This is a genomic window from Flammeovirga agarivorans, assembly GCF_012641475.1.
GTDB classification, from domain to species: Bacteria; Bacteroidota; Bacteroidia; order Cytophagales; family Flammeovirgaceae; genus Flammeovirga; species Flammeovirga agarivorans.
The window spans coordinates 611,588-637,858 of the sequence record NZ_JABAIL010000001.1 but is presented as its reverse complement, the minus strand read 5'-3'; the positions used below and the strand labels follow the sequence as shown (position 1 = coordinate 637,858).

Below are 26,271 nucleotides of genomic sequence, written 5' to 3'. Positions count from 1 at the left end.
TTAAGAAAGAATATCAGCAATATCTCTGATAAAACGATCGATGTTACCGGCACCCACAGTAGCGATGACTTTTCCATCAAATGCTTTTATTTCGTTTAGCAAATCCTCATCCTGAACAATCCTCTTGTTATCATGTAGGATCTTTCCTAAAAGCATTTCTGAATTTACACCTTCGACAAACTCTTCTCTAGCAGGATATAATGGTAACAACCAAATTTCATCCGCTAATGATAAAGCTTCGCCGAAACCATCAGCAAAATCAGATGTTCTTGAATACAAGTGTGGTTGAAAAACAACCGTAATCTTTTCAGTAGGATATAAAGCTTTTAAGGAGTTGATAAATGTCGTTATTTCTGTTGGGTGATGTGCATAGTCGTCAACGTAAACACTATTTTCCGTTTCCACCCATTTCTCAAATCGTCTCTTTACACCTTTATAGCTTTCTATACCGTTTTTAACTTCCCCTATCGTTAAACCCACCTCTAATGCAATGGACATTGCAAGCAAGGCATTTTCAACATTATGGAATCCCGGTAAAGGTAAAGCAACCTGTTCTATAACAGTTCCTTCGTGAAATTTAGCATCAAAATAGAACCTACCATTTTTCACTTCTAAATTAGAAGCTTGGGCATCTCCATCGTTTATACCATAAAAATAAGATAAAACTTCTTTTTTTGCAGTTAATCTGTTGATTTTATGTTCTAAAAAAAGTTTCCCGTCATTTGGTAGCTTATTAATAAAGTCCTGAAAAGACTCAAAAACGGCATCTTCAGTTCCATAAATATCTAAATGATCTGCTTCACAACTAGTAATACCAATAATATTTGGGGAAAGCTGTAAAAAAGAACGATCGAACTCATCAGCTTCAACAACAACAATATGGTCATCTTTTGAACTATCACCTAACAGCATATTTGTCCCATAGTTGGTCGCGATACCTCCAAGAAATGCAGACACATTTTTATTTGCACTTTTCAAGATATGAGACAACATCGAAGAGGTAGTTGTTTTACCATGCGTACCTGCAATACCAATAGTAAAGCTCGCTTTTGTGATAATACCTAAAACTTCGGCTCTCTTTTTTATGGTATAACCATTTGACTTCAAATATTGGAAGCCTTCATGAGAACTAGGAATAGCTGGTGTAAAAACGATTAAAACATCATCCTTTGGCAAGGTCAAGAGTTCTTTGGGTAAAGCTTCTACTTTATCATTATACATCACTTGGATGCCCTCAGATTCTAATGTTTTTGTCAGTTCTGTTTCCGTTTTATCATACCCAGTCACAGTAGTTCCATTCGCATTAAACCACCTTGCTAAGGCACTCATTCCAATTCCTCCTATTCCTAGAAAATATATATATGAAGGCAACATATTAGTTCATTCGTTTGTAATGTTTTTCCGCAATCTCTAAAACTTTAGATGCGATATCGTTGGCAGCGTTAGGCTTACCAAGTTTTGTTATATTCTCAGATAATGATTTTTGCAAATCTTCATCCTCAACCAAAGTGATTAACTCATCAATTAATTGAGAACGAGCGTCTACATCTTTTACTAAAATAGCCGCATTTTCTTTTACCAATGCCATTGCATTTTTCGTCTGGTGATCTTCTGCTACATTTGGAGAAGGAACCAATATAGTAGGTAACCCTGCCAAACATAATTCAGAAATTGAAAGAGCGCCTGCTCTTCCTACCACTACATCTGCAATAGCATACACACCTGCCATATCTTTTATAAATGATACAACATGTAACCCCTCTTTCTCTCTACCACCAAATTGAGAATGGAACTTCTCAAAGTAATATTTACCTGTTTGCCAGATCACCTGAATACCTTTTTCCAGTAACTTGTCTACACCTGCAGACATACTTTCATTTAAGGTCAATGCACCCAAACTACCACCAAAAATAAATACCGTTTTTTTATCTGAAGAAAAGCTCCATTCTTGATAGGCTGCATTTTTCTTTTCTTCAAGATCTGTGATATCTTGTCTAACTGGATTACCTGTAAATTCAATAAGCTTCTCAGGAAAGTAAAATTCCATTCCAGGATAGGCAACGCATATCTTATTTGCTCTACCTCCAAGAATTTTATTGGTTAAACCTGCATATCCATTCTGCTCTTGAATTACTGTTGGTATTTTATTCGATTGTGCTCTCCACATAATTGGACCACTAGCATAACCACCAACTCCAACAACGACATTGGGTTTATATTCATGTACTACACTACTAGCTTTCCATAAACTTTTTATCAGTTTAAATGGAAAATATAGATTTTGTATCGTCAACCTTCTTTGGATACCACTTATAGGAAGACCTATGATCTCGTAACCTGATTCAGGTACTTTTTCCATCTCCATTCTACCTTCTGCACCGACAAATAAAATCTCTGCTTCGCTATTTTGTTCTTTAATAGCATTGGCGATGGCTATAGCAGGATAGATATGACCTCCAGTTCCTCCACCACTAATGATGACTTTCAATTTCATAGTGATCTATTGATATAAAAAAGGGTTATAACGTTTCAAAATTAAAAAAAATAACTCTGAACAAACAGTAAAAGTATCCCTTTGGAGGATACTTTTACAAAAGTAGAATTATTTTTTTATTAATAGATTTTACTGAGATTCATTTCCCTTAAGAATCACAAATGAACCTTTTATTTCTTGTTTCTCGTCACTTTCTTCAAGACGATAAATCATCATTTCTCCTCTATAATAGTAATTACCAGGCTCGACATCATTTCCTGAATCGGTTTTACCATTCCAATTGATCTCAATGTCTCCATCATGTTCATCAGAATTATAAGAGAATATGGCTACACCCCAACGATTGAATACCGTAAAATTGATACTCTTAACAAACCTAGGGCATCTCATTGGAATAAAAGTCTCATTAATTCCATCACCATTTGGACTAAATGCATTCGGCAACTCGTAGTAGTGGCAATTATCTTGGATAATTATATTGCTCAGATCACTTTCATTTCCTGAGTCATCTACTGCAGTTACTGCATAACTACCTTCAACATATTCTCTATTAAGGAATTCATACAACAACTGAATGGTTAATGGTCTTCCTTCTGGATGATCCATTGTCGCTACAGGTGCTCCAAAATCATTCTTTGATACTGCTGTCCTTCTTGAATAATAGATATTATAGCTTACAATGTCATCATCACAATTTGAACCTTGCTCATTTAACCAAGTCAACTCTACTTCAAAACGGTCTTTCTGACAAGATCTTTCCCCATCCGTTTCTGGTTCAACAACACAACTGTCCATAGGGAAACCTTCTTCCAAATTAGCAAGAGACAAAATTGGTGGACAAGGAGGGATAGTATCTAATAGTTCCACAGTTAATTCTTGTGTTCTATTAATCAAAGGCTCTGCAATAGATGGATGCTCAAATGAACCAATGGTTTCTATATAATAGGTATACAGTTTTCTATCATCCAAAGGTAGATCTGCAGTACCTCTATCTGTATAGCTTAAACCATTTGAATGAGTAAATACACTATCATATAAACTAAAGCTTGTTTCATCTCCTTCGATTTTACGATAGACTTTATGGTATACTGCAGATGTGTCTGTATTTACAATGACAGTATCTGGAGTAAGGTTCCATGGTACATTTCCTGTCCAATTTAAAGTAATAAAGTCTAAACCAGCATCAGATGACAACCTTACATAGGAGGCTAAAGTTGTTGTATCTCTAGGTGCCGCATTATCAGAACTAGTTCCCTCTAAAAATTCTATTCTGTAATGATATTCTGTTTCAACAGTATTTAGAAGGTTGTCAACTAAGGTAGTATCAGTTAATGGATCAGTATTGATCTTAGTATATTGATCAAATTCAATTTTCTCCATTCCCTCTCCTCTGTAAACATTATAATATGGTGTTCTTCCAGGAGTTACATCCATTGGTACAGTCCATTTTAAATTAATTTGTCCACTTTCTTCTTCAGTAGATTCTACATCTACTTGTACGATATATTGGCTATCTGGAATAAATGCACAGTCTTCTTCTGAAGCAATACTTTCTCCTCCTTGTGGAGATCTAAATGTTGCATAAATTCTATAACAATAATTTGCTCCTTGATCTACAGTAAAATCTCTAAATGACGATTCTGATACATCAACTGAATTCACATACTCATAACCAGTCCATGATGGTAAACCAGTTTCACAAACAGGATTAAAATCAAAAGATCCTTTCTTTCTGTAAATATGAATTTCATCTGCACCATCACAAGTGTAAGGGTCCCATGTTAAACTTACAAACGTATTTCCATTGGATAGATCTGTTGAAGAAGCAGGTTCAGCTACCAAACCTGTAGGTGCTGGACCTAAAACTCTAACATTCCAATTCTGTAATGTTCCTAGTTGCGTGTTAGATTTATCTGGAAAATCTTTGGCTTCAAAAGTAATCTTATAAGGTTCTTGTCTAATATCAGCACATTGCGGTGTCCAACTAAAGTCCCCTCTAGCCTCTGAATTATTCACTCCACTATAAGTAGGAGTAAAAATCATATCAGCATAAGGTGGGATTGCGATCTCATCACTTTGCTGTGAGATTTCTAATTTGATTGGATGTGGTCCCCAATCTAATGTTGAATCTGAATTATAACACGGTGCATTATCCTGATCGTAGGCAAATATTTCTTTTAATAAAGGATCTCCTGCAATTACACAAGTATCTGCAGGGCCTTCGATAATTGGTCTTAAGTTTAATGGGTCGATAATAATGACCTGCATATCTCTATTTACTGCCCCTATTCGAATACCATCTCGCCATTCTTCCACAAAAAATGCAACGTTATACTCACCAGCTACAAAAGGTGCATCCCATGTTAAATCCCCTGTCGACTCATCAATATAGAAAACAGCAGGAGTTTCACATTGCTCTGTCACTTTAGACCAATCTTCATTTGGATCATCAGGAAAACGGTAGTTTTGTACCGGTGTATCAGTACCTTGTAAACAAACGGTTAATCGGTAGGATAAACTATCACCATCAATGTCATATGCTCCGGCATTATGAATAAATTTCTGTCCAATAGCTCCTTTAATTACAGGAGGAATTAAAAGTACAGGCGAACTATTCAATCCTAAAGCAGGGTTAATCATAAATTCAGATTGAATGTAAAAAGGAGTCTCTGAAGAGATTTCCATATTTCTTACACCGGGGTTTCTGTTACGTTCAAAATAACTTACCTTATAATTACCGTCAGAAGGGAAAGTATGTTCTACTTGATATTGTATTATCTCTGTTTCTCCATCTTCGGTATAGCCCAAAGACTGAGGTTTCACAATTGCATTATCTGATCCATCGCCAAAATCAATCAAACCATCTCCAGCATTAACACCTGTAACGTCTCTGTATAGAATTGCCGTTATAATGTATTCTCTATCACCACCGTTTGGCTTTCTTCTCATAGTAAGGTCACCTGCTCTAATATGGGTAGCATATACCACATCAGGTACCAGAATTGTCAATAAAAGAAGAGTCAGTAAAGCACTGAATAGTTTATATGTTTGCAATCTCATATTGTTTACTTAGAGGAGTAATAGGTCATTTACTATTTTTATAATACTCAAGGTATTTATGAAAAAAAGATGATTTGAAGTCATTTAGCTAACAATCAGAAATTTCTAGTTCATAAATAGCTTAATTCTATTATTTAATATACAAAGCATTTTACCCTAAAGTCAATGTTTACCATTGAATTGTTTCTGTATTTTTTTCAAAATCAAACAACCAGCTCTTTTTTGTATCATTACAAGTTAGATGCAACATGTTTCTTTGATCATGATGTACATCATAGAGTATAGTATTCTCTATGGTCAATTCCTTTACTTTTTTAATACCGGGGATTTCCATATATACCCACAATGCTTGAATATCTTGCTTTGCATCCGTTTCTCTACCCACCCAAATAAGCTCTTTGGGTTTCCCATTAATTTGAACTTTTAGGTGTTGATTAAAATATCTATTAAGCCATAAATCACTATCAGGATGTTCTTTTTCAGTAAATAAATTAAGTTTAGGACCTCCTATTAGCTCCACACCATCTTCTAAATCATCAAAGAATACTTTTTGTGCAATTTCTAATGATTTTGATTCTTTATTGAAGTTCATTTCACAAACACTTAAATGTATTGGATGTGCAAATGCAACTAAGCCTAGGATTAAAGTAAAAATTGAAAAATGGATAATCAGTTTATTCATTGTATGTAATTTGATCATGATTTTCGCAATTTAGAAAACATTACGATTTTAATATAGGTAGTACAATAGAAATAAGTTTCAAGTGATCTTCATTGTTAAAATTCTATCAATGTAGTTTGAAATGTATTTTACTAAAAGAAGTTTATAATTTTTACGCATTTAATCTTTCAGAATATTTTTAATTTTCACTATTAGTTTGTAAAATTATATAAGTAATCGAAACTAAAATACACAGATTAACACTACACCAAGTTTATATTTCTGTATCTATCTGAAACTATTTACACAAATGGGAAAAAAAATATTAGTTGCTGAAGACAGTTCTGTGATTCAAAATATCACAAGAAAAGTGTTACAATTCCAAAACTATGAAATCATCTCTGTAAAAAACGGACAACAAGTACTAGACAAATTAGCCAAAAGTCATTACGATGCCATTTTACTTGACATCAATATGCCTGTTATGGACGGTATGGAATGTGCCCAAAAAATTAGAGGGTTAGATGATGAAACAAAGAAAAATGTTCCAATTGTAGCAATTACAGGAAATGCAAAAAATTACTCTATGGATGATTTCAAAGCTGTTGGAATCAATGAGTACCTACCTAAACCTTTAAATTTTGACAACCTTGTTAACGTAGTGAATAAAGTTACTAATAATTAATTTTTTTCACAGTCATCAAAATATCTAAGCTGAATACATTACATTGCAAAAGTAATTTATTCAGTTTTTTTATGTCAAATACAAAAAGTACTTTAAAACCTACGAAACACTTACAAGCAAAACTTGAAGATATTTTTGCAGAATCCGATTACAATCTTCGTTATGAAAGAGGTAGCTTCAAATCTGGGTATTGCTTAATTAGAAATGCTAAAGTGGCCATAATCAATAAATTTTACAGTCAAGAAGGTAAAATACAGTCGATGATTGATATCTTGAAGGAAATTGATATTGACACCTCACAGCTTAGTGAAAAAAATGTTTCCCTTTACCAACAGGTTACGGACAAAGATTTTTCTATTTAAAAAGACATGAGAATAACTTTTTTAGGAACTGGCACCTCACAAGGTATACCAATTATTGGGTGTAAATGTGAAGTCTGTACATCATTAGATTACCGAAACAAACGATTACGTTCATCTATACATATTCAAACAGATGAAGGTGAAAGCATTATCATAGATTCAGGGCCTGATTTTAGACAGCAGGTATTGAGAGAGCGTATCACTCAGTTAGACGGATTGGTTTTTACCCACCAACATAAAGACCACACTGCAGGCATGGATGATATTAGAGGGTTTTATTTTCTAAACGGAATGAAACCTATAGAACTCTATGGTACACATGCTGTATTCTCACAGTTAAAGCAGGAGTTTAGCTATGTTTTTGCAGAAAACAAATACCCTGGTGTTCCTTCTGTTAATTTAAATGAGATCAAAAAAGATCAAGAATTCTATATCGGGAAAACATTAATTGACCCAATTCAAGTATGGCATTATAAGTTACCTGTAATGGGTTACAGGATAAAGAACTTTGCATACATCACTGATGCAAATAAGATTGACAGTGACCAAATGAGTAAGTTAAAGAATTTAGATGTTTTAGTAATTAATGCTCTACAGAGGAAGGAGCATATTTCACATTACAATCTAGAAGAAGCACTTGAGGTTATTCAGGAACTATCACCTAAAAAAGCATACCTCACCCACATAGGGCATAAAATGGGGTTACATTCAGACACTCAGAAAGAACTTCCAGAACATGTGAAATTAGCCGAAGACGGACTAATAATTGAGTTATAAAAAAAGCACTTCATAAACTTAGGAATATGAAGTGCTTTTTTAATTAATACTTTCAATAACTATTGAGGTAACTCTGCAATGATTGTCTCTCCTCCTCTAGTTTTCTGCTCTAAAGTGACATTGATTTTTGAATCTAATGGTAGAAAAACATCTATCCTTGATCCAAATTTAATGAAACCAAATTCTTCACCTTGATTCACCTGATCCCCTTCATCCACATACCAACGAATACGTCTTGCTAATGCTCCAGCAATTTGTCTAAATAATACCTGAACACCATTAGAGTTTTCAGTTACTAAAGTTGTACGCTCATTATCAGTACTTGACTTCGGGTGCCATGCTACTAGAAATTTTCCTGGGTGGTATTTAAAATATTTCAATACTCCAGAAATAGGATTTCTACTTAAGTGAACATTCAAAGGTGACATAAAGATCGAAATCTGAATCCTTTTATCTTTAAAGTATTCATTTTCTTCTGTCTCCTCGATCACTACTACTTTACCATCTGCAGGTGCAATAACTAAATTTTCTCCTTGTGGAATTGTTCTGTTAGGGTTTCTGAAAAACTGTAGAATCAATAAATAAAATATTACACTGACAGTTAATGCGATTCCATGCCAGATACCAAATTGTGGTATATAGTAGTACAAAGGTGCGTTTAGGACCCCAAGAATAATTAACAAGCTAATTAGTAGTGAATGTCCTTCTTTATGTATAGTCATGAATGTGTTTAAAATGAACAATACTAGTTCCCGATACTTCTAAAAACAAACTTAGTGTTCCGCAAAAATTGTTTGGCAAAGTATCCGGAAATTTAATTTGTCCCAAAAATAAAATTTTTCAATGATAAAAAAATCAATTCCGGTGTAAATTTTCATTAATGACCGGCTCCGAATATCCTAATTCGTTTACGATTGCGTTTTTCTTTATTCTGAATGCGTTTTTGTTGCCTCTCAGTTTTTGTCTTTTTCCTCTTCTTAGGCTCTACCTGTCCTCTATGTTTATCTCCATATTTCTGGTTTTGCCTTAAGCTATACTTATTACCTCTTACCGTCGCTCCTCCTAACACTGCATGCCTATGCTCCTGTTGAATGTGACATGATTTAATAGGACATAAAGGCAACTTTTGTTTAATAGTATACGCTACTTTTACTTCAGCAGAAAGTCTTGTAACAAAAGCACTTTCTCTTGAAGGGTCATTTGTTCCCAAATAAGTATCAGACAATCCATTAATTTTATGTCCGAAGCTGTAATCCATATTCAGCATTCCTGTTATACTGATCCTATCAGTAACATACTGAGTATATCCCACACCAAGATTTAAACCAAATCCAGAGGTACCTTCTACGCCAACAAAACTAGTTGAATCAATCGTTATATTCTCAGATTGATATACCCTTAAAGAATCTGGAAAAATCGTTTCAGCATTTAGACTATGATAAGTAGGAGCTACTCTAACAAAGAAACTCTCTTTAATGTGTGGTAAAAAAGAGTTAGGAATAAATTTCAATATATAGAAATCACCATAAACTGAAATATCATGAAACTTTGTCGTAAGACTGACTTCCTCTCCTAGATATTCTGTTTTAGAATCGTAAGTTGACATTCCATATCTCAAACCAACTGCTAATCCTTCTATCACTTCGTAATCAGAATTAAAATTGAACCCCCAACCCCAACCGAGTTTAGGTATATTCATAGCATTCTCTGTATTGAATTGATATAAGGTATTGTTCCAATTCTTGGCAAAAATTTGTTCAGATTGTACTCCAAAACCCACTTTCCATTTGGCATACTGCCCCATTACTGACGAGGAAGACAACAGCAAAAAGAAAACAAAAAAAGTAAAAGTATTTCTAGTTATTTTGGATAACATTAGAACTGAACAATTTAAAATGAAGATTATCTGTTAGTTGTATACAACTACTGTGCAATTTTTATCAAGTTTCAAATATACGTAAGAGAAAATGATATTTAACGGTAGAAAATAAAAAAAGAGTCCTCGAAATTCGAAAACTCTTTCCTTCTTAAACTAAACTAACAAACAAACTTTCAACTAATCTAATATTTTTATGATGCTTGTCTTACATTATCATATTCAATGAAAGACTGCATTTCATTAATTACATCTTGTGCTAATGAAGCCGGAACTTCATTTTTAAGTATATCCAAATAATCATCAGAACTTAAATACGTATTTTCAGTTCTTGCCTGATTAAAAATTTCAAAAATTCTTGATTCAGAATATTGCTTTAAAACGTCTTTGATTTCGATAGTAGCATCTGCATTTGATACTAATTCATAGATAGGTGAAGCAACTTTATCAGTTGTAATTTTCAAAGTACCTACAGTAGAAGTTTTGGACGAATTTTCTTCAATTCTGAAGTTGTATTTGATAATCATACAGGTTACGTTTATTTGAGATAGGTTATTAAGTAATATTTACTAATAATATGATGTTTGCAAACAAATAATTTGATAAGCGTTAAGCAAACATTTTTTATATAATAATTCCATTTTATTAGAAAAATACAAAAACTACTTATTTAAATTATAAACAGCATTCTTTTTTAAATCCAATCAACCCCTCAAACACTACTTTTAAACGTGTTTTGTAGTAAAAAAATACAAGTTCCTGACCTTTTAACAAATAAGTATAGTGCTAAATAGTAAATGCAAAAAAAAGAGCCTGCATACCAACAAGCTCTTTTTCAACTAAACTAACAAACAAACTTCCAACTAATTTTTTGTAGGTAATAAGAGTAATAAAAATATAAGATAGTAATTGGGTTATGAAAATATTTTTGAAATGAAGTACGTAATAAAAAAATATAACATTTTTAAGACGCTACCCTCATTAAGTTTTCTTCGTTAAAGATCGCTAAGTCCATCAATTTAGAATATACCATGTCTGCTGGTATTTCTGTTGTTAAAGCATCAATGTAATCTTGGACTGTAGCAGAATTACCTTCTGACCTAAATGTCAAGAATGTTTCGTAAACTCGTGTTTCAACAAATTGATCTATTCCTACTATTAATAAGGTATTTCTTTCATCCTCGTTTAATAATTCTCCATTAGCATCAACTTCATATCTTACTTGATTATTCTTATAAGATACCTTCAAGAATACTGGAGTATTTATATCAGAATATTTCAATTCTCCTTCCAATGAAATTTGATGTAATAAGATCATAATTAATACGGTTTTTACTTAGCAGATAGACAAAAGATAAAAGACATTGTGTCTTTGTTTCTGTTTCCAAATAGTTGTAAATATTTCAAATGTCCAACATTTACCCCCCTTTGAAACGATACATATAAAAATAATCCAATAACAAACTTTATATTCTTATATTATTAATTTCTATTTTCTGTATTTTCTCAACTAGAGGGAACTTTTTATGTAGGACAGAAATAGTTCCTAAATCCAATCTATTATTCTAAGAATTATCTAAAAAAAGCAGTAACCTAATAATATAGATTACTGCTTTCTGTTTTTTTCTAATTTGACATAATTATCGATTCACCTGAATCCTTGATTGAATTTCTTGAGGTGAAATCCTTAATTCTTGTGACATTTCGTCGATACATTCTTGAAATGACACTTGCTTTTTCCTTTTTCTTAGTTGAAGATAAAACTCATAAAACTTTGTGTTCATCTTGGAAGTCGAAATCTCTAATCTTTCGATTGGAGGATTTGCTTGTTTTTTGAAGGACCGATGGTAGTGGCTTTTACATGGTTGTCGAAAAACAGAAAAAAAGCGCTTTCTAGTTGAAGTAATTGTCATGTCTGATTTATCTGTTATTGTTGTTCGTGGTGTAAGGTTCTTGTAATTTACATAAAATCAGATAATTAACAAATTATCATACACAAAAAAAGAACCTGCGAATTTCACAGGTTCTTTTCACTAAAACTAAACTAACAAACAAACTTCCAACTAATCGAATATTTTTAGATTCTCTATTTAAGAGAATGTTTTTGCTTTGTTATTTTTGACTACAACACTAAAGAAGTGTTTTTTTTGCACTTAAACAAATTTTAATTTAAAGTTATTTACATTTCTACGATAATTTATATTTATCTTTCGATGAATACCAAAATTTATCTAATTAAAAACTCGTTAAACACAAAACCTTCTTCTATTCTAGCTTTCACTCGATACCAGTCTCCTCTTTTTTCTAAAATCTCCACTTTTTCTTCTTTATTTAGGCCTTTTTCCAAAATTTTAGATGCCTTAACATGGCAATCACTTCTAATATTTAAAGTTCCAGAATTTACAGAAACAACACCTAAATTACTATCTATCAGACTTATATACTCACCAAAACACCAACCTTCAACACCTAAAGTAGCGACTTTCATCCACTCTCCTAAATCTTCTTTTATTAATAATGGAGTATCATCTACCAATTGGTCTATTACAAGACTTTCAGTATTTGGCTCTGATCTAAGGTTTAATTTTGACTTTACATTGACATAGGCTATTTCACCTTCTTTTATAAAGTCAATCTTTATTCTAGAATTTGATTTTTTCTCTATTACCTTTTCGTCGGTTTGAACAGATAATTCAAACCCATCAGATAATTCTAATAATTCAGAGATTGTCTGCCTTGAATTTAGCAGGTCCATCACTCCATCTTTTTGAATTTCCCTCTTTTTCGTTTTTAAGGCAATATCATGAAATCCTCTACCTAATAGTATACACCCTTTAGTATCTGTAAAGAAATTTCCTGAATGTATAAGAATGTGACTCCTTCCTTTCACCTCACCTCCATTTTTTTCTTGTACATGAAAAGCTCTATTGGCATAAGCTCCATGTGTTCTCGGAATTGTTTTATACTCTCCCAATGGAATACAGGAAATTCTATTTTGATTGTCTTTCCATGGTAGTTCCAATGTATCACATGAAAATACCAATTCATCATCATTATTATAAAGTTCAAATTTTCCTTGGGTTTGCAATTCCAGGAACTTGGTACGTTTTAAAATTGCTTTCATTATCCTAGATTGAAGTTAATTAATTGAATTCTCTTATATAAGTAACTTAAAATATCTGAATTATTAAATCAACTCTCTGAAAAACAAGCAACGACTATCAAATCGATTTTTTTTTTAGCATATTTGCAGAAATTTTTTGACATACTTACAACTAAGAAACAAGAGATGAAAGTACTCATTCTTGGCTCCGGAGGGAGAGAGCACACTTTAGCGTGGAAAATCTCCCAAAGTGAAAAGCTCACGAAACTGTACGCTGCACCAGGTAATGCTGGAACTGCAGAAGTTGCTCAAAACATCAGTATTTCAGTTACTGATTTTTCAAAGCTAGGTCAATTTGTCTTGGAAGAAGGTATCGACATGCTTATTGTTGGTCCTGAAGCCCCACTTGTAGAAGGTGTTGCAGATTATTTTGCGGAGGATGATAAATTATCTCATGTAAAAGTTATTGGTCCTAAAAAAGCAGGTGCTTTATTAGAAGGTAGTAAAGACTATTCTAAAAAGTTCATGATGCGTCATAACATCCCTGCTGGTGCATCTAAAACATTTACTTTAGAAACTTTAGAAAGTGGTTATGCATTCTTAGAAATGCAAAAGCCTCCATATGTTTTAAAAGCAGATGGCTTAGCAGCTGGTAAAGGTGTATTGATTATCGATAACATTGAAGAAGCTAAAAACAGCCTTAAAGAAATGTTGAGTGGTCAGTTCGGTGAAGCAAGTAAATCCGTATTGGTAGAACAGTTCTTAGACGGTATTGAACTTTCTGTTTTTGTAATCACTGATGGTAAAAACTATGTTACTTTACCTGAAGCAAAAGACTACAAAAGAATTGGAGAAGGTGATACAGGTCTTAACACTGGTGGTATGGGAGCTATTTCTCCAGTACCATTTGCTGATGCTGACTTCATGCAAGAGATCGATAAGACTATTGTGAAACCAACTATTGATGGTTTAGCAAAAGATGGAATTGATTATGTAGGCTTTATATTCTTTGGATTAATTAAAGTAGATGGTAAACCATACGTTATCGAATATAACGCAAGAATGGGTGACCCAGAAACTGAAGTTGTTATTCCAAGAATCAATTCAGACTTATTAGAAGTATTAGACCTTGCAGCTCAAGGAAGATTAGACGAAGCTTCTTTAGAAATTGACTCTGATTTTGCTACTACTGTAATGTTAGTATCAGGTGGATATCCTGAAGCTTACCAAAAAGGTAAAGAAATCACAGCATTAGATAATTTAGATGATGTAACTCCTTTCCATGCAGGTACTACGTTTAGTGAACTTGGTGAAGTTATCACTGATGGCGGACGTGTTATTGCAATGACTGGTAAAGGTAAGGATATGAAATCAGCATTAGCTAAATCATTCAAAGCTGCAGAAACAGTACAATTCGACAAGAAGTACTTCCGTTCTGATATTGGTTTCGATCTTTAATTTGATACGACAATAATATAAACTACAAAGCCACTTAGTTCAACACAATATTGCAATTAGGTGGCTTTCAATTTTTACTTATCACTATGAAAAAGATTGGTGTTTTAGGTGGTGGTCAATTAGGACGTATGATGATTCAATCTGCTATGAATCTCAACATTCATGTCAAAACATTAGACCCAGACCCAAATGCCCCTTGTAAGGCAGTTGCTCATGAATTTGTTGTTGGATCTTTAAATGATTACGACACAATATTAGAATTTGCAAAAGATGTTGACATTGTTACTATAGAAATTGAAAATGTCAATACTGATGCACTTCTTGAGATTCAGAAACAAGGTACTCCTGTTTTCCCTAAACCAGAACATATTGCTCTTATACAAGATAAAAGAGTTCAAAAACAATTCTATCAGGAAAACAACATTCCAACATCTCCATTTGTATTAGTTGAAAACAAAGAAGAGTTGGTAAAGCATAAAGACTTACTACCTGCAGTAATGAAAATTGGTAAAGGTGGTTACGATGGTAGAGGTGTACAAGTGATGCGCACTGAGACTGACTTTGAAAAAGGTTTTGACGGACCATCAGTTTTTGAAAAAATGGTAGATATCGATAAGGAAATATCTATCATCGCTGCTAGAAACGAAAAAGGTGAGATCAATACTTTCCCAGCTGTTGAGGTAGTGTATCATGAAAGTAATCTTGTTGATTATCTTCTATCGCCAGCAACCATTTCTAAAGAAATTGAAGATAAAGCGACTGAAATTGCCATCGATCTTGTGAAAAAGTTAGATTTCATAGGATTACTTGCCATCGAATTTTTCGTAGATCAAGAAGGAAATGTCATTGTCAATGAAGTTGCACCTAGAACGCATAATTCTGGTCATCAAACAATTGAAGGAAATATTACTTCTCAGTTTGATCAACATATTAGAGCGGTAGCAAATTTACCTTTAGGAGATACTGCTAGAAGATCTCCATCAGCCATGGTAAATGTTCTTGGTGAAAAAGGATACACTGGCGTTGCAAAGTATGAAGGTGTCGATGAAGTTCTTTCTATCTCTGGAGTATATATTCATTTGTATGATAAACAGATGACGAAGCCTGAAAGAAAGATGGGACACATCACCATAATTGCCGAAACAAAAGAACAACTTTTAGAAAAAGTTGATTTAGTAAAGAAGCACTTTAAAGTGATTGCATAAATTAAAAGGGAGATGACCATAAAAAGTCCATCTCCCTTTTTCTTTGGCATGACTTTCGACTATTTTCATGATATAAAATCACGATATTATGTTGAAGCCACTTCTAATACTACTAAATATACTAATCTTCCCTTTTTACATTACTGCTCAATCACTTATTCCTGTTTCAGACCAAGGAAAATGGGGGTTAGTCACTGAAGATAATTCCGAAATTGTCTCACCTAAATATCAATATATCACTCCAATACTAAAAGGATCTTTCTACCGTTTTGGTTTTGATAATAAAACAGGTTTGATGGATAATAAAGGGAAAGAAATTATTCCTCCTGTATACGAAAGATTAGAAGTTCTTGATCATAACTTATTTGTCATCTGGAATAGTGAAGGATGTTCATTAATCAATCAAAAACAAGAAAAACTGACCAAAGAAAACTACTATTCTATATCCCCTTTTGGTTCTTATTTAAAGGTATTCCATAAAAATAAAGTAGGTCTCATCAACAAAAATGGAGAAGTTATTATTTCTCCGAAATTCGATGACATCCAAAAAAAGCAACATATATATATCACTGAAAGTAATAATAAGAAAGGCTTTCTTAACCTAAAGGGAGAAGAGCAGGTTTCTCCTCAATTTAAATCAGTTGAGTTTTTAGATAATAATCATATCATATGTAGAATTGAAGGCGGCCCTTTAGTTCAATGGTTCACAATAGAGGAGTCAGGTACGGTCATCAATGAAAAATCCTTCAACAAAGACACTGACTATAAACGTTACCAAAAAGAATTGTATTTAAGTGCTGAAATCAATAAAGTAATAAACAATGCTCCTGTTCAACCTGTCTGGGTAGATGTACAAAATGAAAAATATTTAATTGCTCCCAATGGTAAAATTCTCATGGGTGGCAAATCATTCTTTTTCGTTCAATACGATCCCAACTCTAACCTATCCGTTGCTCGAAGACAGGAAAGTGAAGATGTGTACATGAACTACTTAATTGATATGACCAAAGGAACGACCCTTTTTAATGATACTTTCAAAGAGATTGTTCTTAGTGATTTCAATTCATCTGAATGGGCTAGAATTTCTGTTGATACATTATGGGACAAGTTAATCAACAAAAAAGGTACAGTGAAACGACAAGCAACTGTTCAAGGTAATGACTATACATTCAATAACATTGGTAACTTCTACGAAAAAAGAGCTTGGTTTAGTACCAAAGATTACAAATATGGTTTGATCGATGATAAAGCTGAAGTAGTTGTAAAACCAATCTATTCAGTGATCACAGATTTCACTGATGGACAAGCTATCGTAAAAAGAAATAACCTATATGGAACTATAGATGTAAATGGAGAAATTATTCTTCCTATAGAATACAACGGTGTCTCAAAATTAAATAATGGCTGGATGTCTGTTAAAAAAGGTCCTGGAACTGCAGGCAGGTGGGGAATTTTTGATAAAACAGGGCATCAAATTTTAGATTTTAAATATGAAAAAATCTACTTGGACGAAAAAGGAGCTAATGTTTTCGAAAACGGTAGATGGGGTCGTTATTTAAGAACCAAAAAGTGGGCATTCCAACCTTCTATCAAGGTGAATGAGATGCTTTCTTTCAAAAATGGTATAGCAAAACTACAAAGAAAACCAATCTATAACCCTGTAGATCGAATAACCCTCATTGGTTTTAAATATCAAGGATACATTAAAGAAGACGGTACTGTTATCATCCCGCCTGTCTACACTGATATCATTGGTTTTGAAAGAGCATGGGAAAAACAAGAAGGACTAGGTATTCTTAAAAAGGGGGAACTAGTAGGGTACATCAACTATCTAGGAGAAACTGTTTTAGAGCCAAAGTATATAAAAGCAGATGGCTTTTCTGAGGTCTGGACACTTCATAAAGGAGTAGCTATGGTTGAAACAAAAAATAAGTACATAAATTTTGTTGATTATCATGGCGATGAGGTATTACCAGAAGAATTCAGTGCAATTGACCAATCGTTCTACAAAATAGCAGAAGATAGTAGTGGTGTATCTATCGGTACAATAAACCGTAAGAAAGGCCTCTTGGACTACCAAGGAAATCACAAATCACCTTTTGTTTACCAACAACTCTATCCGATTAATGATCAAAGGTTTATTGCTCAAAAAGATAAGCTCTGGGGGATAATTAATGCTGACGGCGATACTCTTTCATCATTTATTAATAAAAAGTCATCTCCTTTAAAAGGGACAGAAAACATTAAATTTCTAAAAGATTCAACATCTTCTTTTTCTATTTCTAATGATGGCACTTGGGGTATAGCAAACTTAAAAGTTACTCCAATTCAACCTTCGTTTAAAAAGATTGATGATTACAAATACCATCACATTGGTAGTGATTATGCAATTGTATCTAAAAAAGGAAAATCAAAACTACAGGGTGTTATAGATCCTAATGGAAAAATATTAGTGAAGCTAGAATTCAAAAAGATTAGTCCTTTTACCGGTGATTTGGCTCCCGCTCAAAAAGACAGCAAGAATGTTAAAGAGAGAAAGTACGGATATATCAATAAAAAAGGAAAATGGATTATTGCTCCTACTTATAACCATGCAAAACAATTTAGTAATGGTTTAGCTGCAGTATGCTCAAAAAATAAATGGGGATATATAGATGCAAATGGCAAAGTAGTCATACCTATCAAGTACTCTACAGCATTAGACTTTAAAGGTGAACTAGCTGAAGTTGATCATCATTTTATTATTAATAAGAAAGGGTTAACTGTAGGAGAACTTAAAGACCATGAACAACTCTATGATTACAATGGCATTAGAGGAATTGTTAAAGGTACAGGCTATCAACGCCATATTTTACCTAATGGTATAGCTGCCTATGCGATGAAGTTTGATGAGGTTACTCCATACAATAACGCCGGTGTAGCCTTTGTGAAGACTGGTGAAATTTGGGAGCTTACAAGAAAAATAAATAAGACCACAACCAAAAAGAGATTCACTAAGTTTCAAATGGAAAATTATCTTGAGCAGTACGGTAATAAGCGAAAGGTAGTCTCTTTAACGGGTGATGTATCACAAGATATGGGTTTCGAGAAAATCCATGATGGTACTTGGAGAATGATTGGGCTTGATGGAACTCCCCTCAACCCTATTACATTTGAAAAGGTAAAATATGATCAAGGAGTATTTACTTTTCATATTAAGCAATTGGAAAAAGTAGTTAACCAAGATGGTAAAGAACTAACTGACTGGACATTAGGTATTATTTCTACACCAAATGGAAAAATCATTTCTTTTCAAAATGGTGGTAGTAAGTTAATTCAATAAAAAAGCGGTCAAATTAAATTTTTGACCGCATACATTTAGTTGAAGCTATGTTATTAAGTGAATTCTTTTAGTTCGCCCACTCCATCATGTGTTGAGCTTGTTGAATACCTTTAGCTGTTAAATCTGCTTTTGTGACGTATCCATGATTTTCAACATCACCGATCAACCCTTGGTGCTTCATTTGTTCGGCTAACACATTAATTTCATCTGAAGTGGCACAGATACCTAGTTTTTTTGCTACATCTTGGAAAGTACTGCCTGTATTAAGGCATAATCCCATTAGGAATTTCGAAAATTTAATCTCTCTGGACATGACTGTGTTGGTATTAGTTATTATAAGAATATACTGAATCTCAGTAATTGTTTTAGGTTAGTATAAATTTACACAACCGGTTGCATTAATAAAAAACCATTGATATATATTAAGGATTTATCCATCGAGCAAAAAAAAGCACTCTGAATATATCAGAGTGCTATAAAATCTTTTAAAGAACTAACTAGCTATTAAATAGCAGAGTCCATTAATGTGGAAGCATACGTTTGACCTTTTTTCGAAAGAGATACATATGTTTCTTTTGCTGTACGTTCGATTCTAGATACAAGACCTTCTGCTTCTAATTTTGTTGCTAATGCATTGATTTCATCTCGGTTAGTGTAAATACCTAAGTTTTTTGCAATTGCTTGTAAAGATTGGCCAGTGTTGAGGCACATTCCAATAAGGAACTTCGAATATTTCGTCTCGCTTGACATAGTACTTGGTTATTTATAAAGGTTATTAAATTTTTGTCACTTGGTAGTAGATAAATCCCTGTAAGTGAAAGGGTTCTACTATTTTAGGTTATTCTGATGATACAAATATCAATCTCTGCAACCGATTTCGCAAATTTCCATTGTTAATTGTTTGTAAATATTTAATTGTATGAACAACAATTAATTACACTTTATCAACAATAGATATTAATAACATTGATAGAAAGCTATTAAACTCAAATCATTCTCTTATCTTTGGGGGTTCATTTAAAATTATCATGAGTAGTATCCGTAATATTGCTATCATCGCCCACGTCGATCATGGCAAAACAACATTAGTAGATAAAATGCTGCACGCAGCTCAGTTGTTTAGAGAAAACCAAGAAACAGGAGAACTGATTCTTGACAACAACGACTTAGAGCGCGAAAGAGGTATCACAATTTTATCTAAAAACGTAGCTATCGAGTATAAAGGTGTTAAAGTTAACATCATTGATACTCCAGGTCACGCCGACTTCGGTGGAGAAGTAGAGCGTGTATTAAAAATGGCTGACTCTGTTTTGCTTTTGGTAGATGCGTTTGAAGGCCCAATGCCTCAAACTCGTTTCGTATTGGGTAAAGCACTTTCATTAGGATTAAAACCTATCGTGGTGATCAACAAAGTTGATAAGCCAAACTGTCGCCCAGACGAAGTACATGATCAGGTATTTGATTTATTCTTCAACTTGGATGCAACGGAAGAACAATTAGAGTTCCCAACATTCTATGGTTCTTCTAAAAATGGTTGGATGAGTACTGATTGGAAAAACGAGACAGATTCTATCGTTCCTTTATTAGACGGTATTATTGATCTTGTACCAGAAGCTCCATCACCTCAAGGTGATCCACAGTTACAAATCACTTCATTAGACTTCTCTAACTTCGTTGGACGTATCGCTATCGGTCGTTTAACAAGAGGTACTTTAAAAGAGAAAACTTTTGTTGGTTTAGCTAAAGCTGATGGTTCAATCAAAAAAGTACACATCAAAGAACTTCAAACTTTCGAAGGTTTAGGCCGTAAAAAAGTTTCTGAAGTACAAGCTGGCGACCTTTGTGCTATTGTAGGTATCGATGATTTCGAAATCGGTGATACAATCACAACAGTAGAAAACCCTGAACCACTTCCACGTATGGCTATCGAAGAGCCTACAATGAGTATGTTGTTTATGATTAACAACTCTCCTTTCTTCGGTAAAGAGGGTAAATTCGTTACTTCTCGTCACCTACGTGATCGTTTATACAAAGAAACTGAGAAGAACTTAGCTTTACGTATTGAAGCTACAGATTCTGAAGATAGATTTATTGTTTATGGTCGAGGTATTCTTCACTTAGCTGTATTGATTGAAACAATGCGTCGTGAAGGTTACGAACTTCAAGTAGGTCAACCTCAAGTATTATACAAAGAGATTGATGGCGTGAAGCACGAGCCAATTGAAACATTAGTAATTGACGTTCCTGAAGGCGTTTCTGGTAAAGCTATTGAATTAGCGACTCAACGTAAAGGTGAATTACTAATCATGGAGCCAAAAGGTGACATGCAACACTTAGAGTTCCAAATTCCTTCTCGTGGTATCATCGGTTTAAGAAATAACATCTTAACTGCAACTGCTGGTGAAGCAATTATGACTCACCGTTTCCATGAGTATGCTCCTTTCAAAGGTGAAATGACTACTAAGACAAATGGTGCTATCATTTCTGACCAAACAGGTACTCCTACAGCTTACTCTTTAGATAAGCTACAAGATAGAGGTACTTTCTTTGTAGACCCTACAGAGGAAATCTACGAAGGTCAAGTAATTGGTGAATTTAACCGTCCAATGGACTTGAGAGTAAACGTAATCAAGGGTAAGAAATTAACGAACATGCGTGCTGCAGGTTCTGATGACAACTCTAAGATTGCTCCTAAACGTCAATTCTCTTTGGAAGAATGTATGGAATACATTAGAGAAGATGAATTAGTTGAGGTAACTCCTGAGAACATCCGTATGCGTAAGATCAAATTGAAATAATATATTTCAATAAAAATATAAGGCCTTCAATCACTAGTGGTTGAAGGCCTTTTTTATGAGATCAAATTAATTTTTTGGGATTAACCGTCTGTAAGAGTAATATCTAACGTACTTCCAGGTCAATCATAACAAGTAGACTCATCATCATTATACCGTAAATAGAGATGTCAACAACATGTTCTATTACAGGTTTTCTTTTTAATTTCTTTAAAATGAGTATTGATTTTCTAGACATAAGTATTTCTTTCTTTATTCACTTACTTATATCAGAAGTTTAGAAATGTCACCAAAAAAAATCATGTAAATACAAAAAGAGGTAACTACTATTTAGTAACTACCTCTCCAACTTAGTATGAAATGAAATGAATTATTACTTTTTATCTACATAAATTCTTTTTGACTTTTTTGAACAACCAATTGTAATTATTATTGATTGTTTGTGTTCGTAATACTTGGAAAGACATTCTTCTTTCACCTTGTAAACTACTTACATTATTATAATACGCATCTTATTCTGAATTGTTGATATTTTACTCGAGTATTAACAAACATTCATCTTTATATTATATTTCTAAAAAAATAAACAGCTCACAATGTGCAAGCTGCTTACCCTACTAAAAACTCTCTCTCAATTTACTTTCTTAAAATAATTAACATATTATACATTTATCTAAAGCATTCATTATCTGCTGTAAGAGACAATATATTCAGCATTATGAATATTATTACTTGTGTTTCCGTTGGTGTAAATTACAGGAGACTCAACAGTGTAAGCCTTACCATTTCCTGAAATATCTCCTTGTATCGAAAAGTGAGCTCCAGGAGCAATGTCCAGTATCACATTTTCTCCTTGAATAATGAGTTCACCTTCAATGATTAATTTTGTATTTTCATTTAACACTAAAATTGATCCCTCTTCTAATATCAAATCTTTCTCTACAACCGTATACTTGTCTTGATCTTCTCCTTCAAATGAAAGCGGCATTTCTTTTTTCACTATCATATCTCCAGGAATTCTTGCTGCATCGCCCAGGTAATTATCAGCATTTATTACAGTAGGCTTTGAAATTTCAATATCGAATTCTTGTGCAGAAGTATTAAATTGTATGAATAGAAGTAATGCAAATGACAATTGAAGATGGATGAATTTCATTTTAATGTTTTTTTATTTTTTGTGATTCACTATGTTATATCCCCCACTTTAAAATGTCACCAAATACTTCTAAGCGTTAACTTTTATTGGTAATGATATAAAAATCGTTTCCATCTCTTATTTTTGTGATGTATATAATTAGACGATTTTAGTAAACATGCTTAGGTATAACAGCCCATATCTTTTTTTTATCTTTTTATTTTTTTGTATCACCTCTACTATTAATGCACAATTTTTAGAGGAAGAAAATTATAAGTTTCAAGAAGCGAATAATGTTCTCCATAAAATTGCATTCACTAAAGGAGACAATCGTCCTATTCCACAACTAAAAATATCTATAGAGCCTAAGTATGTAGCAAAATACTACCCAGGTGAAAGCCAACATTTCATTTATTTAGATGAAAAAGTCTATGACTTATGTGCTACACTTGGTAGTGATTCATTAAATGCACTTGCTTGCATAATTGGGCATGAGCTGGGGCATTATTATGAAGATCATATTCAATCTTTTGGTCTTTCGGATACAGATGTTACTCATTCCAAAACCGAATTGGAAGATGATGCTGATAAATTTGGATTGTTCTATGGTGCCGTCGCTGGTTTTAATACACCAAAGACCTTTGCAAAAATTCTTGATAAAATTTACGACGAATATCACAGAGACAGTCACTTAAAAGGTTACCCCGAATTAAAACAGAGAAAAAAGATTATCAATAAAGCTATTAATGAAGTTGATGTATTTATTCATGTATATAAAGTAGGGCAAATGCTTTATGCTATTGGTAAATATGAAGAAGCCTACCAATGTTTAGAGTATATTTTAAACCATTACCCAAGTAAACTTATCTATAATAATTTAGGGGTTTGTCAATTGAAAATATACATGAATAAGGTACAGTCTAAAGAGATCTACCCCTACATCTACCCTTTTGAGTTTGATGTCCGAGTAAAGCGTAAAGTACCTAATACTGACTTAAGAAGTAGAGATTTCAATTTTAGTGAAATTGACTTAGCCATACAAAACTTCAAAAAGGCCATCCAACTTGATCCGTTATATGAAACGGGTTACATCAACCTTGCCTGTGCTTATTCCATAAAAGGAAATCAAGATGCTGCTAGTGGGACCATTTTTGAGTTGGAGTCAGAATTACAACTAGAAGGAAAGAGTATCTCTGAAAATGCATACATGGTGAAAGGAATTAGTAAAGCTTTAAATGAAAATTACGAGGAAGCTTCTAAATACTTTCAACACCTCACAACAAATAGTGACATCAATAATTACAATAAAAAAGTATTAGATGCTGAGGTAAAAAAAGAAAATTCTTATTTCGATAACTTCATGGCTTGGGTAGAAGAATATATTTCAACAGAAACTCCTATCGAAAAAGAAACTATAGTAATTAATAGCAATAAAGAGAAAATAAGAAAACTATTACCAAAAGATTTAGAAGTCGATAAAAGATACCATAAAACAGATTTAGGCAATTGGTCGATGCTATACTATAGTGAACAAGATGATTATTCTATGTTTATTTTTAGAGGCAAAACCACTGAAATCAAACTTTTAGAAGCCATGGACAACTATCCTTTAACTACTCAAAAAGGAATTAAAGTGAAAGACAATATTGCTAAAGTGAGATCTTCAGAATATTATGGTTATCCTACTTTTAGATGGAACAATAAACCCCATACCATTTTAACTTATGATACGGGGCGTATTGCATTTACCTTCGAAGACCAAAAACTTGTAAATTGGTTCCGTTGGGAAGTTTTAGATTAATTACTAATTCAATTGAGTTGGTTTTGAAGTATAATCAATTAAATATTTTTTACCATCTAATTTTAATAAAAACGATGGGTCTGATGTTGCATCAAACTCTAATTTTATATTAGATATTTTCTCAGAAGAATAAATTTTTAATGTCTTGTTTTCAAACTCATAATATCCTTCCAACTCTTTATTCTTTATCACTTCTACTTCAACCTCACTTTCTCCGTCATCTGCAAAACCAAGGCCTTCATTAATATTCTCGACCTTTATAGTATATGTAGAAACAATGGTATTTGTGGGTTTGTCTCCGTAATCTTTTAGCATAAAAATCGCTGCTAACAAGATAACACAGATGGAAGCTGCTGCAGCAAAAGTCCTAGATGTATAGAACTTCACTTCTTTGCTTTTTTCTTCCTGTGGTCTTTCTACTTTAAAGACAGGAGATGTTTTCTCTTCTTTTTCTTCAGACAAAGAGTCCTCGAATGTCTTTAGTTTACCTTTTAAGAAATCTCTTTTTACTTGTTCGATGAGTAATTTCTGAGCTTCAATTTCATCTTTAAATTGCTCATCATCTCTTATCTTATTTTCGACGAGTTCAAGTAATTCCTCTGTTAGCTCTTTTCCTAAATAAGCATCTATTAAAGATGTTTTATCAGGAATAAATGACGCTTCAAAAGCTTTTAGTTTTTCCTCAATAGATCTCTGTTGAACTGTATTGATAAGAATTTGATGAGCCTTAACTTCCAAAGCGAAATCAACATTTTCTTTGAGTTGATTTTCAAACTCTTTCAATTCATCACCTGATAATTTACCTTCCAGATAAGCATCAATATACGCTGTATAATCTCTGTTTTCTTCCATGTTACATCCCTTTTGACTTCAGAACCGTTACTGCTTCTTTTCTGGCCTTTTCCATACATTTATTCAATTGGGAGGTTGCTGACCTTGCATTAGCAAAACCAAGTTGTTCTGCTATTTCCGACATCGATAACTTTATCTTAGAATATTTTGAGTGTATTAGTTCTTGGCATTTAGTTCCAAGGTGATTAATAATTGAAGACATTTCATCGAATAACTCGTATTGTTCTTCATCAAAGCTCACACTATCATCTAAGAGTGTATTATCATGTTCCAGCTCGTCATTTTTTCCTTTATTGTTTCTAAGGAAAACTCTCCATTGATTGTATGCTAGGGTATATAAGTAATTTTTTAGATTGGAATCATCCCTCACTCTACCTTTTTCAAGGTTATTATGCAGATCTATAATCACACTTTGGAAAACTTCTTTTCCTGCTTCCTCGTCTCCTCCGTTTTTCTTGACAAGGTTTACAATCATTGCTTGATAATTCACATATAAATATTTCCAAGCAGATTCTCTGTGCTCTTTTAGATCTTCTAATAGTGATTTTAATGACGTGGTATATTCTTGCTCCAACATTCTAGGATTTAGGTTACTTTTAATCTATCCAATATTAATAAAATTACTTAAAATCCACGATATAAAAAGACCTTATCTCATTATATCGTTAAATAAAAAATGTCACCT

At 33.1% G+C, this 26,271-nt stretch carries 22 protein-coding genes; 8 read left to right on the top strand and 14 right to left on the bottom strand.

What is annotated here, in order from left to right:
• The 4 genes from murC to HGP29_RS02650 form a co-directional block, all read right to left on the bottom strand.
• A complete protein-coding gene (murC, locus tag HGP29_RS02665) occupies positions 1–1,374 on the bottom strand; it encodes a UDP-N-acetylmuramate--L-alanine ligase (protein WP_168880764.1) in 1,374 nt (457 codons plus the stop codon).
• A gap of 1 nt (position 1,375) precedes the next feature.
• On the bottom strand, positions 1,376–2,494 hold the full coding sequence (gene murG / locus HGP29_RS02660) for an undecaprenyldiphospho-muramoylpentapeptide beta-N-acetylglucosaminyltransferase (protein WP_168880763.1): 1,119 nt from the start codon (positions 2,492–2,494) through the stop codon (positions 1,376–1,378).
• A 129-nt stretch (positions 2,495–2,623) separates the two neighbouring features.
• Positions 2,624–5,554, bottom strand: a complete 2,931-nt coding sequence (locus HGP29_RS02655; RefSeq protein ID WP_168880762.1) for a T9SS type B sorting domain-containing protein — start codon at positions 5,552–5,554, stop codon at positions 2,624–2,626.
• A gap of 169 nt (positions 5,555–5,723) precedes the next feature.
• Positions 5,724–6,254, bottom strand: a complete 531-nt coding sequence (locus tag HGP29_RS02650) for a DUF6702 family protein (RefSeq protein ID WP_168880761.1) — start codon at positions 6,252–6,254, stop codon at positions 5,724–5,726.
• Positions 6,255–6,525: 271 nt separating this feature from the next.
• Between HGP29_RS02650 and HGP29_RS02645 the strand changes: the two genes are divergently transcribed.
• From HGP29_RS02645 to HGP29_RS02635, 3 genes are all read left to right on the top strand, one after another.
• Positions 6,526–6,900 carry a response regulator gene (locus HGP29_RS02645; protein ID WP_168880760.1) on the top strand — a complete coding sequence of 125 codons (375 nt, stop codon included), beginning with the start codon at positions 6,526–6,528 and terminating at the stop codon, positions 6,898–6,900.
• Between the two features lie 71 nt (positions 6,901–6,971).
• Entirely contained in the window at positions 6,972–7,262 is a 291-nt protein-coding gene (locus HGP29_RS02640) for a hypothetical protein (RefSeq protein ID WP_168880759.1), read from the top strand.
• Positions 7,263–7,268: 6 nt separating this feature from the next.
• Positions 7,269–8,039 (top strand): MBL fold metallo-hydrolase, encoded by a 771-nt coding sequence (locus tag HGP29_RS02635; RefSeq protein WP_168880758.1) that lies wholly within the window; start codon positions 7,269–7,271, stop codon positions 8,037–8,039.
• A 59-nt stretch (positions 8,040–8,098) separates the two neighbouring features.
• Here HGP29_RS02635 and HGP29_RS02630 read toward each other — a convergent pair whose 3' ends face one another.
• From HGP29_RS02630 to HGP29_RS02610, 5 genes are all read right to left on the bottom strand, one after another.
• Positions 8,099–8,761, bottom strand: coding sequence for a phosphatidylserine decarboxylase family protein (locus tag HGP29_RS02630; RefSeq protein WP_168880757.1), 663 nt, complete (start codon positions 8,759–8,761; stop codon positions 8,099–8,101).
• Positions 8,762–8,916: 155 nt separating this feature from the next.
• Positions 8,917–9,915, bottom strand: a complete 999-nt coding sequence (locus tag HGP29_RS02625) for a hypothetical protein (RefSeq protein WP_168880756.1) — start codon at positions 9,913–9,915, stop codon at positions 8,917–8,919.
• Positions 9,916–10,109: 194 nt separating this feature from the next.
• Complete coding sequence (locus tag HGP29_RS02620) at positions 10,110–10,442, bottom strand: hypothetical protein (protein ID WP_168880755.1); 333 nt, start codon at positions 10,440–10,442, stop codon at positions 10,110–10,112.
• A gap of 437 nt (positions 10,443–10,879) precedes the next feature.
• Positions 10,880–11,233: a hypothetical protein gene (locus HGP29_RS02615; protein ID WP_168880754.1), complete on the bottom strand. Its 354-nt coding sequence runs from the start codon at positions 11,231–11,233 to the stop codon at positions 10,880–10,882.
• A gap of 909 nt (positions 11,234–12,142) precedes the next feature.
• Positions 12,143–13,039 (bottom strand): DUF5675 family protein, encoded by an 897-nt coding sequence (locus HGP29_RS02610; RefSeq protein ID WP_168880753.1) that lies wholly within the window; start codon positions 13,037–13,039, stop codon positions 12,143–12,145.
• Between the two features lie 165 nt (positions 13,040–13,204).
• Here HGP29_RS02610 and purD point away from each other — a divergent pair, with 165 nt between their 5' ends.
• The 3 genes from purD (at position 13,205) to HGP29_RS02595 (ending at position 19,003) form a co-directional block, all read left to right on the top strand.
• Positions 13,205–14,476 carry a phosphoribosylamine--glycine ligase gene (gene purD, locus HGP29_RS02605; protein ID WP_168880752.1) on the top strand — a complete coding sequence of 424 codons (1,272 nt, stop codon included), beginning with the start codon at positions 13,205–13,207 and terminating at the stop codon, positions 14,474–14,476.
• An 86-nt stretch (positions 14,477–14,562) separates the two neighbouring features.
• A complete protein-coding gene (locus tag HGP29_RS02600) occupies positions 14,563–15,681 on the top strand; it encodes a 5-(carboxyamino)imidazole ribonucleotide synthase (protein ID WP_168880751.1) in 1,119 nt (372 codons plus the stop codon).
• Positions 15,682–15,769: 88 nt separating this feature from the next.
• Positions 15,770–19,003 (top strand): WG repeat-containing protein, encoded by a 3,234-nt coding sequence (locus tag HGP29_RS02595; RefSeq protein WP_168880750.1) that lies wholly within the window; start codon positions 15,770–15,772, stop codon positions 19,001–19,003.
• A 67-nt stretch (positions 19,004–19,070) separates the two neighbouring features.
• Here HGP29_RS02595 and HGP29_RS02590 read toward each other — a convergent pair whose 3' ends face one another.
• Positions 19,071–19,316, bottom strand: a complete 246-nt coding sequence (locus HGP29_RS02590) for a helix-turn-helix domain-containing protein (RefSeq protein WP_168880749.1) — start codon at positions 19,314–19,316, stop codon at positions 19,071–19,073.
• A 191-nt stretch (positions 19,317–19,507) separates the two neighbouring features.
• Entirely contained in the window at positions 19,508–19,753 is a 246-nt protein-coding gene (locus HGP29_RS02585) for a helix-turn-helix domain-containing protein (protein ID WP_168880748.1), read from the bottom strand.
• Positions 19,754–20,031: 278 nt separating this feature from the next.
• Between HGP29_RS02585 and typA the strand changes: the two genes are divergently transcribed.
• Positions 20,032–21,801, top strand: coding sequence for a translational GTPase TypA (typA, locus tag HGP29_RS02580; protein WP_168880747.1), 1,770 nt, complete (start codon positions 20,032–20,034; stop codon positions 21,799–21,801).
• Between the two features lie 682 nt (positions 21,802–22,483).
• Here the strand turns inward: typA and HGP29_RS02575 are convergent.
• Entirely contained in the window at positions 22,484–22,954 is a 471-nt protein-coding gene (locus HGP29_RS02575; RefSeq protein WP_168880746.1) for a hypothetical protein, read from the bottom strand.
• Between the two features lie 157 nt (positions 22,955–23,111).
• On the opposite strand from HGP29_RS02575, the gene HGP29_RS02570 reads away from it, so the two are divergent.
• Positions 23,112–24,734 carry a M48 family metalloprotease gene (locus HGP29_RS02570; RefSeq protein ID WP_168880745.1) on the top strand — a complete coding sequence of 541 codons (1,623 nt, stop codon included), beginning with the start codon at positions 23,112–23,114 and terminating at the stop codon, positions 24,732–24,734.
• 3 nt (positions 24,735–24,737) lie between these two features.
• Here HGP29_RS02570 and HGP29_RS02565 read toward each other — a convergent pair whose 3' ends face one another.
• Entirely contained in the window at positions 24,738–25,586 is an 849-nt protein-coding gene (locus tag HGP29_RS02565) for a hypothetical protein (RefSeq protein WP_168880744.1), read from the bottom strand.
• Position 25,587: 1 nt separating this feature from the next.
• Positions 25,588–26,163 (bottom strand): RNA polymerase sigma factor, encoded by a 576-nt coding sequence (locus HGP29_RS02560; RefSeq protein ID WP_168880743.1) that lies wholly within the window; start codon positions 26,161–26,163, stop codon positions 25,588–25,590.
• Positions 26,164–26,271: the final 108 nt, after the last annotated feature.

Excerpts from the sequence above, each read along its gene's own strand:
- HGP29_RS02575 (WP_168880746.1), bottom strand. The coding sequence starts at position 22,954 with ATGAAATTCATCCATCTTCAATTGTCATTTGCATTACTTCTATTCATA.
- HGP29_RS02615 (WP_168880754.1), bottom strand. The coding sequence starts at position 11,233 with ATGATCTTATTACATCAAATTTCATTGGAAGGAGAATTGAAATATTCT.
- HGP29_RS02590 (WP_168880749.1), bottom strand. The coding sequence starts at position 19,316 with ATGTCCAGAGAGATTAAATTTTCGAAATTCCTAATGGGATTATGCCTT.
- HGP29_RS02645 (WP_168880760.1), top strand. The coding sequence starts at position 6,526 with ATGGGAAAAAAAATATTAGTTGCTGAAGACAGTTCTGTGATTCAAAAT.
- HGP29_RS02650 (WP_168880761.1), bottom strand. The coding sequence starts at position 6,254 with ATGATCAAATTACATACAATGAATAAACTGATTATCCATTTTTCAATT.
- HGP29_RS02620 (WP_168880755.1), bottom strand. The coding sequence starts at position 10,442 with ATGATTATCAAATACAACTTCAGAATTGAAGAAAATTCGTCCAAAACT.
- HGP29_RS02630 (WP_168880757.1), bottom strand. The coding sequence starts at position 8,761 with ATGACTATACATAAAGAAGGACATTCACTACTAATTAGCTTGTTAATT.
- purD (WP_168880752.1), top strand. The coding sequence starts at position 13,205 with ATGAAAGTACTCATTCTTGGCTCCGGAGGGAGAGAGCACACTTTAGCG.
- HGP29_RS02595 (WP_168880750.1), top strand. The coding sequence starts at position 15,770 with ATGTTGAAGCCACTTCTAATACTACTAAATATACTAATCTTCCCTTTT.
- HGP29_RS02600 (WP_168880751.1), top strand. The coding sequence starts at position 14,563 with ATGAAAAAGATTGGTGTTTTAGGTGGTGGTCAATTAGGACGTATGATG.
- HGP29_RS02655 (WP_168880762.1), bottom strand. The coding sequence starts at position 5,554 with ATGAGATTGCAAACATATAAACTATTCAGTGCTTTACTGACTCTTCTT.
- murC (WP_168880764.1), bottom strand. The coding sequence starts at position 1,374 with ATGTTGCCTTCATATATATATTTTCTAGGAATAGGAGGAATTGGAATG.
- HGP29_RS02560 (WP_168880743.1), bottom strand. The coding sequence starts at position 26,163 with ATGTTGGAGCAAGAATATACCACGTCATTAAAATCACTATTAGAAGAT.
- HGP29_RS02640 (WP_168880759.1), top strand. The coding sequence starts at position 6,972 with ATGTCAAATACAAAAAGTACTTTAAAACCTACGAAACACTTACAAGCA.
- typA (WP_168880747.1), top strand. The coding sequence starts at position 20,032 with ATGAGTAGTATCCGTAATATTGCTATCATCGCCCACGTCGATCATGGC.
- HGP29_RS02565 (WP_168880744.1), bottom strand. The coding sequence starts at position 25,586 with ATGGAAGAAAACAGAGATTATACAGCGTATATTGATGCTTATCTGGAA.
- HGP29_RS02635 (WP_168880758.1), top strand. The coding sequence starts at position 7,269 with ATGAGAATAACTTTTTTAGGAACTGGCACCTCACAAGGTATACCAATT.
- HGP29_RS02570 (WP_168880745.1), top strand. The coding sequence starts at position 23,112 with ATGCTTAGGTATAACAGCCCATATCTTTTTTTTATCTTTTTATTTTTT.
- HGP29_RS02625 (WP_168880756.1), bottom strand. The coding sequence starts at position 9,915 with ATGTTATCCAAAATAACTAGAAATACTTTTACTTTTTTTGTTTTCTTT.
- HGP29_RS02610 (WP_168880753.1), bottom strand. The coding sequence starts at position 13,039 with ATGAAAGCAATTTTAAAACGTACCAAGTTCCTGGAATTGCAAACCCAA.
- murG (WP_168880763.1), bottom strand. The coding sequence starts at position 2,494 with ATGAAATTGAAAGTCATCATTAGTGGTGGAGGAACTGGAGGTCATATC.
- HGP29_RS02585 (WP_168880748.1), bottom strand. The coding sequence starts at position 19,753 with ATGTCAAGCGAGACGAAATATTCGAAGTTCCTTATTGGAATGTGCCTC.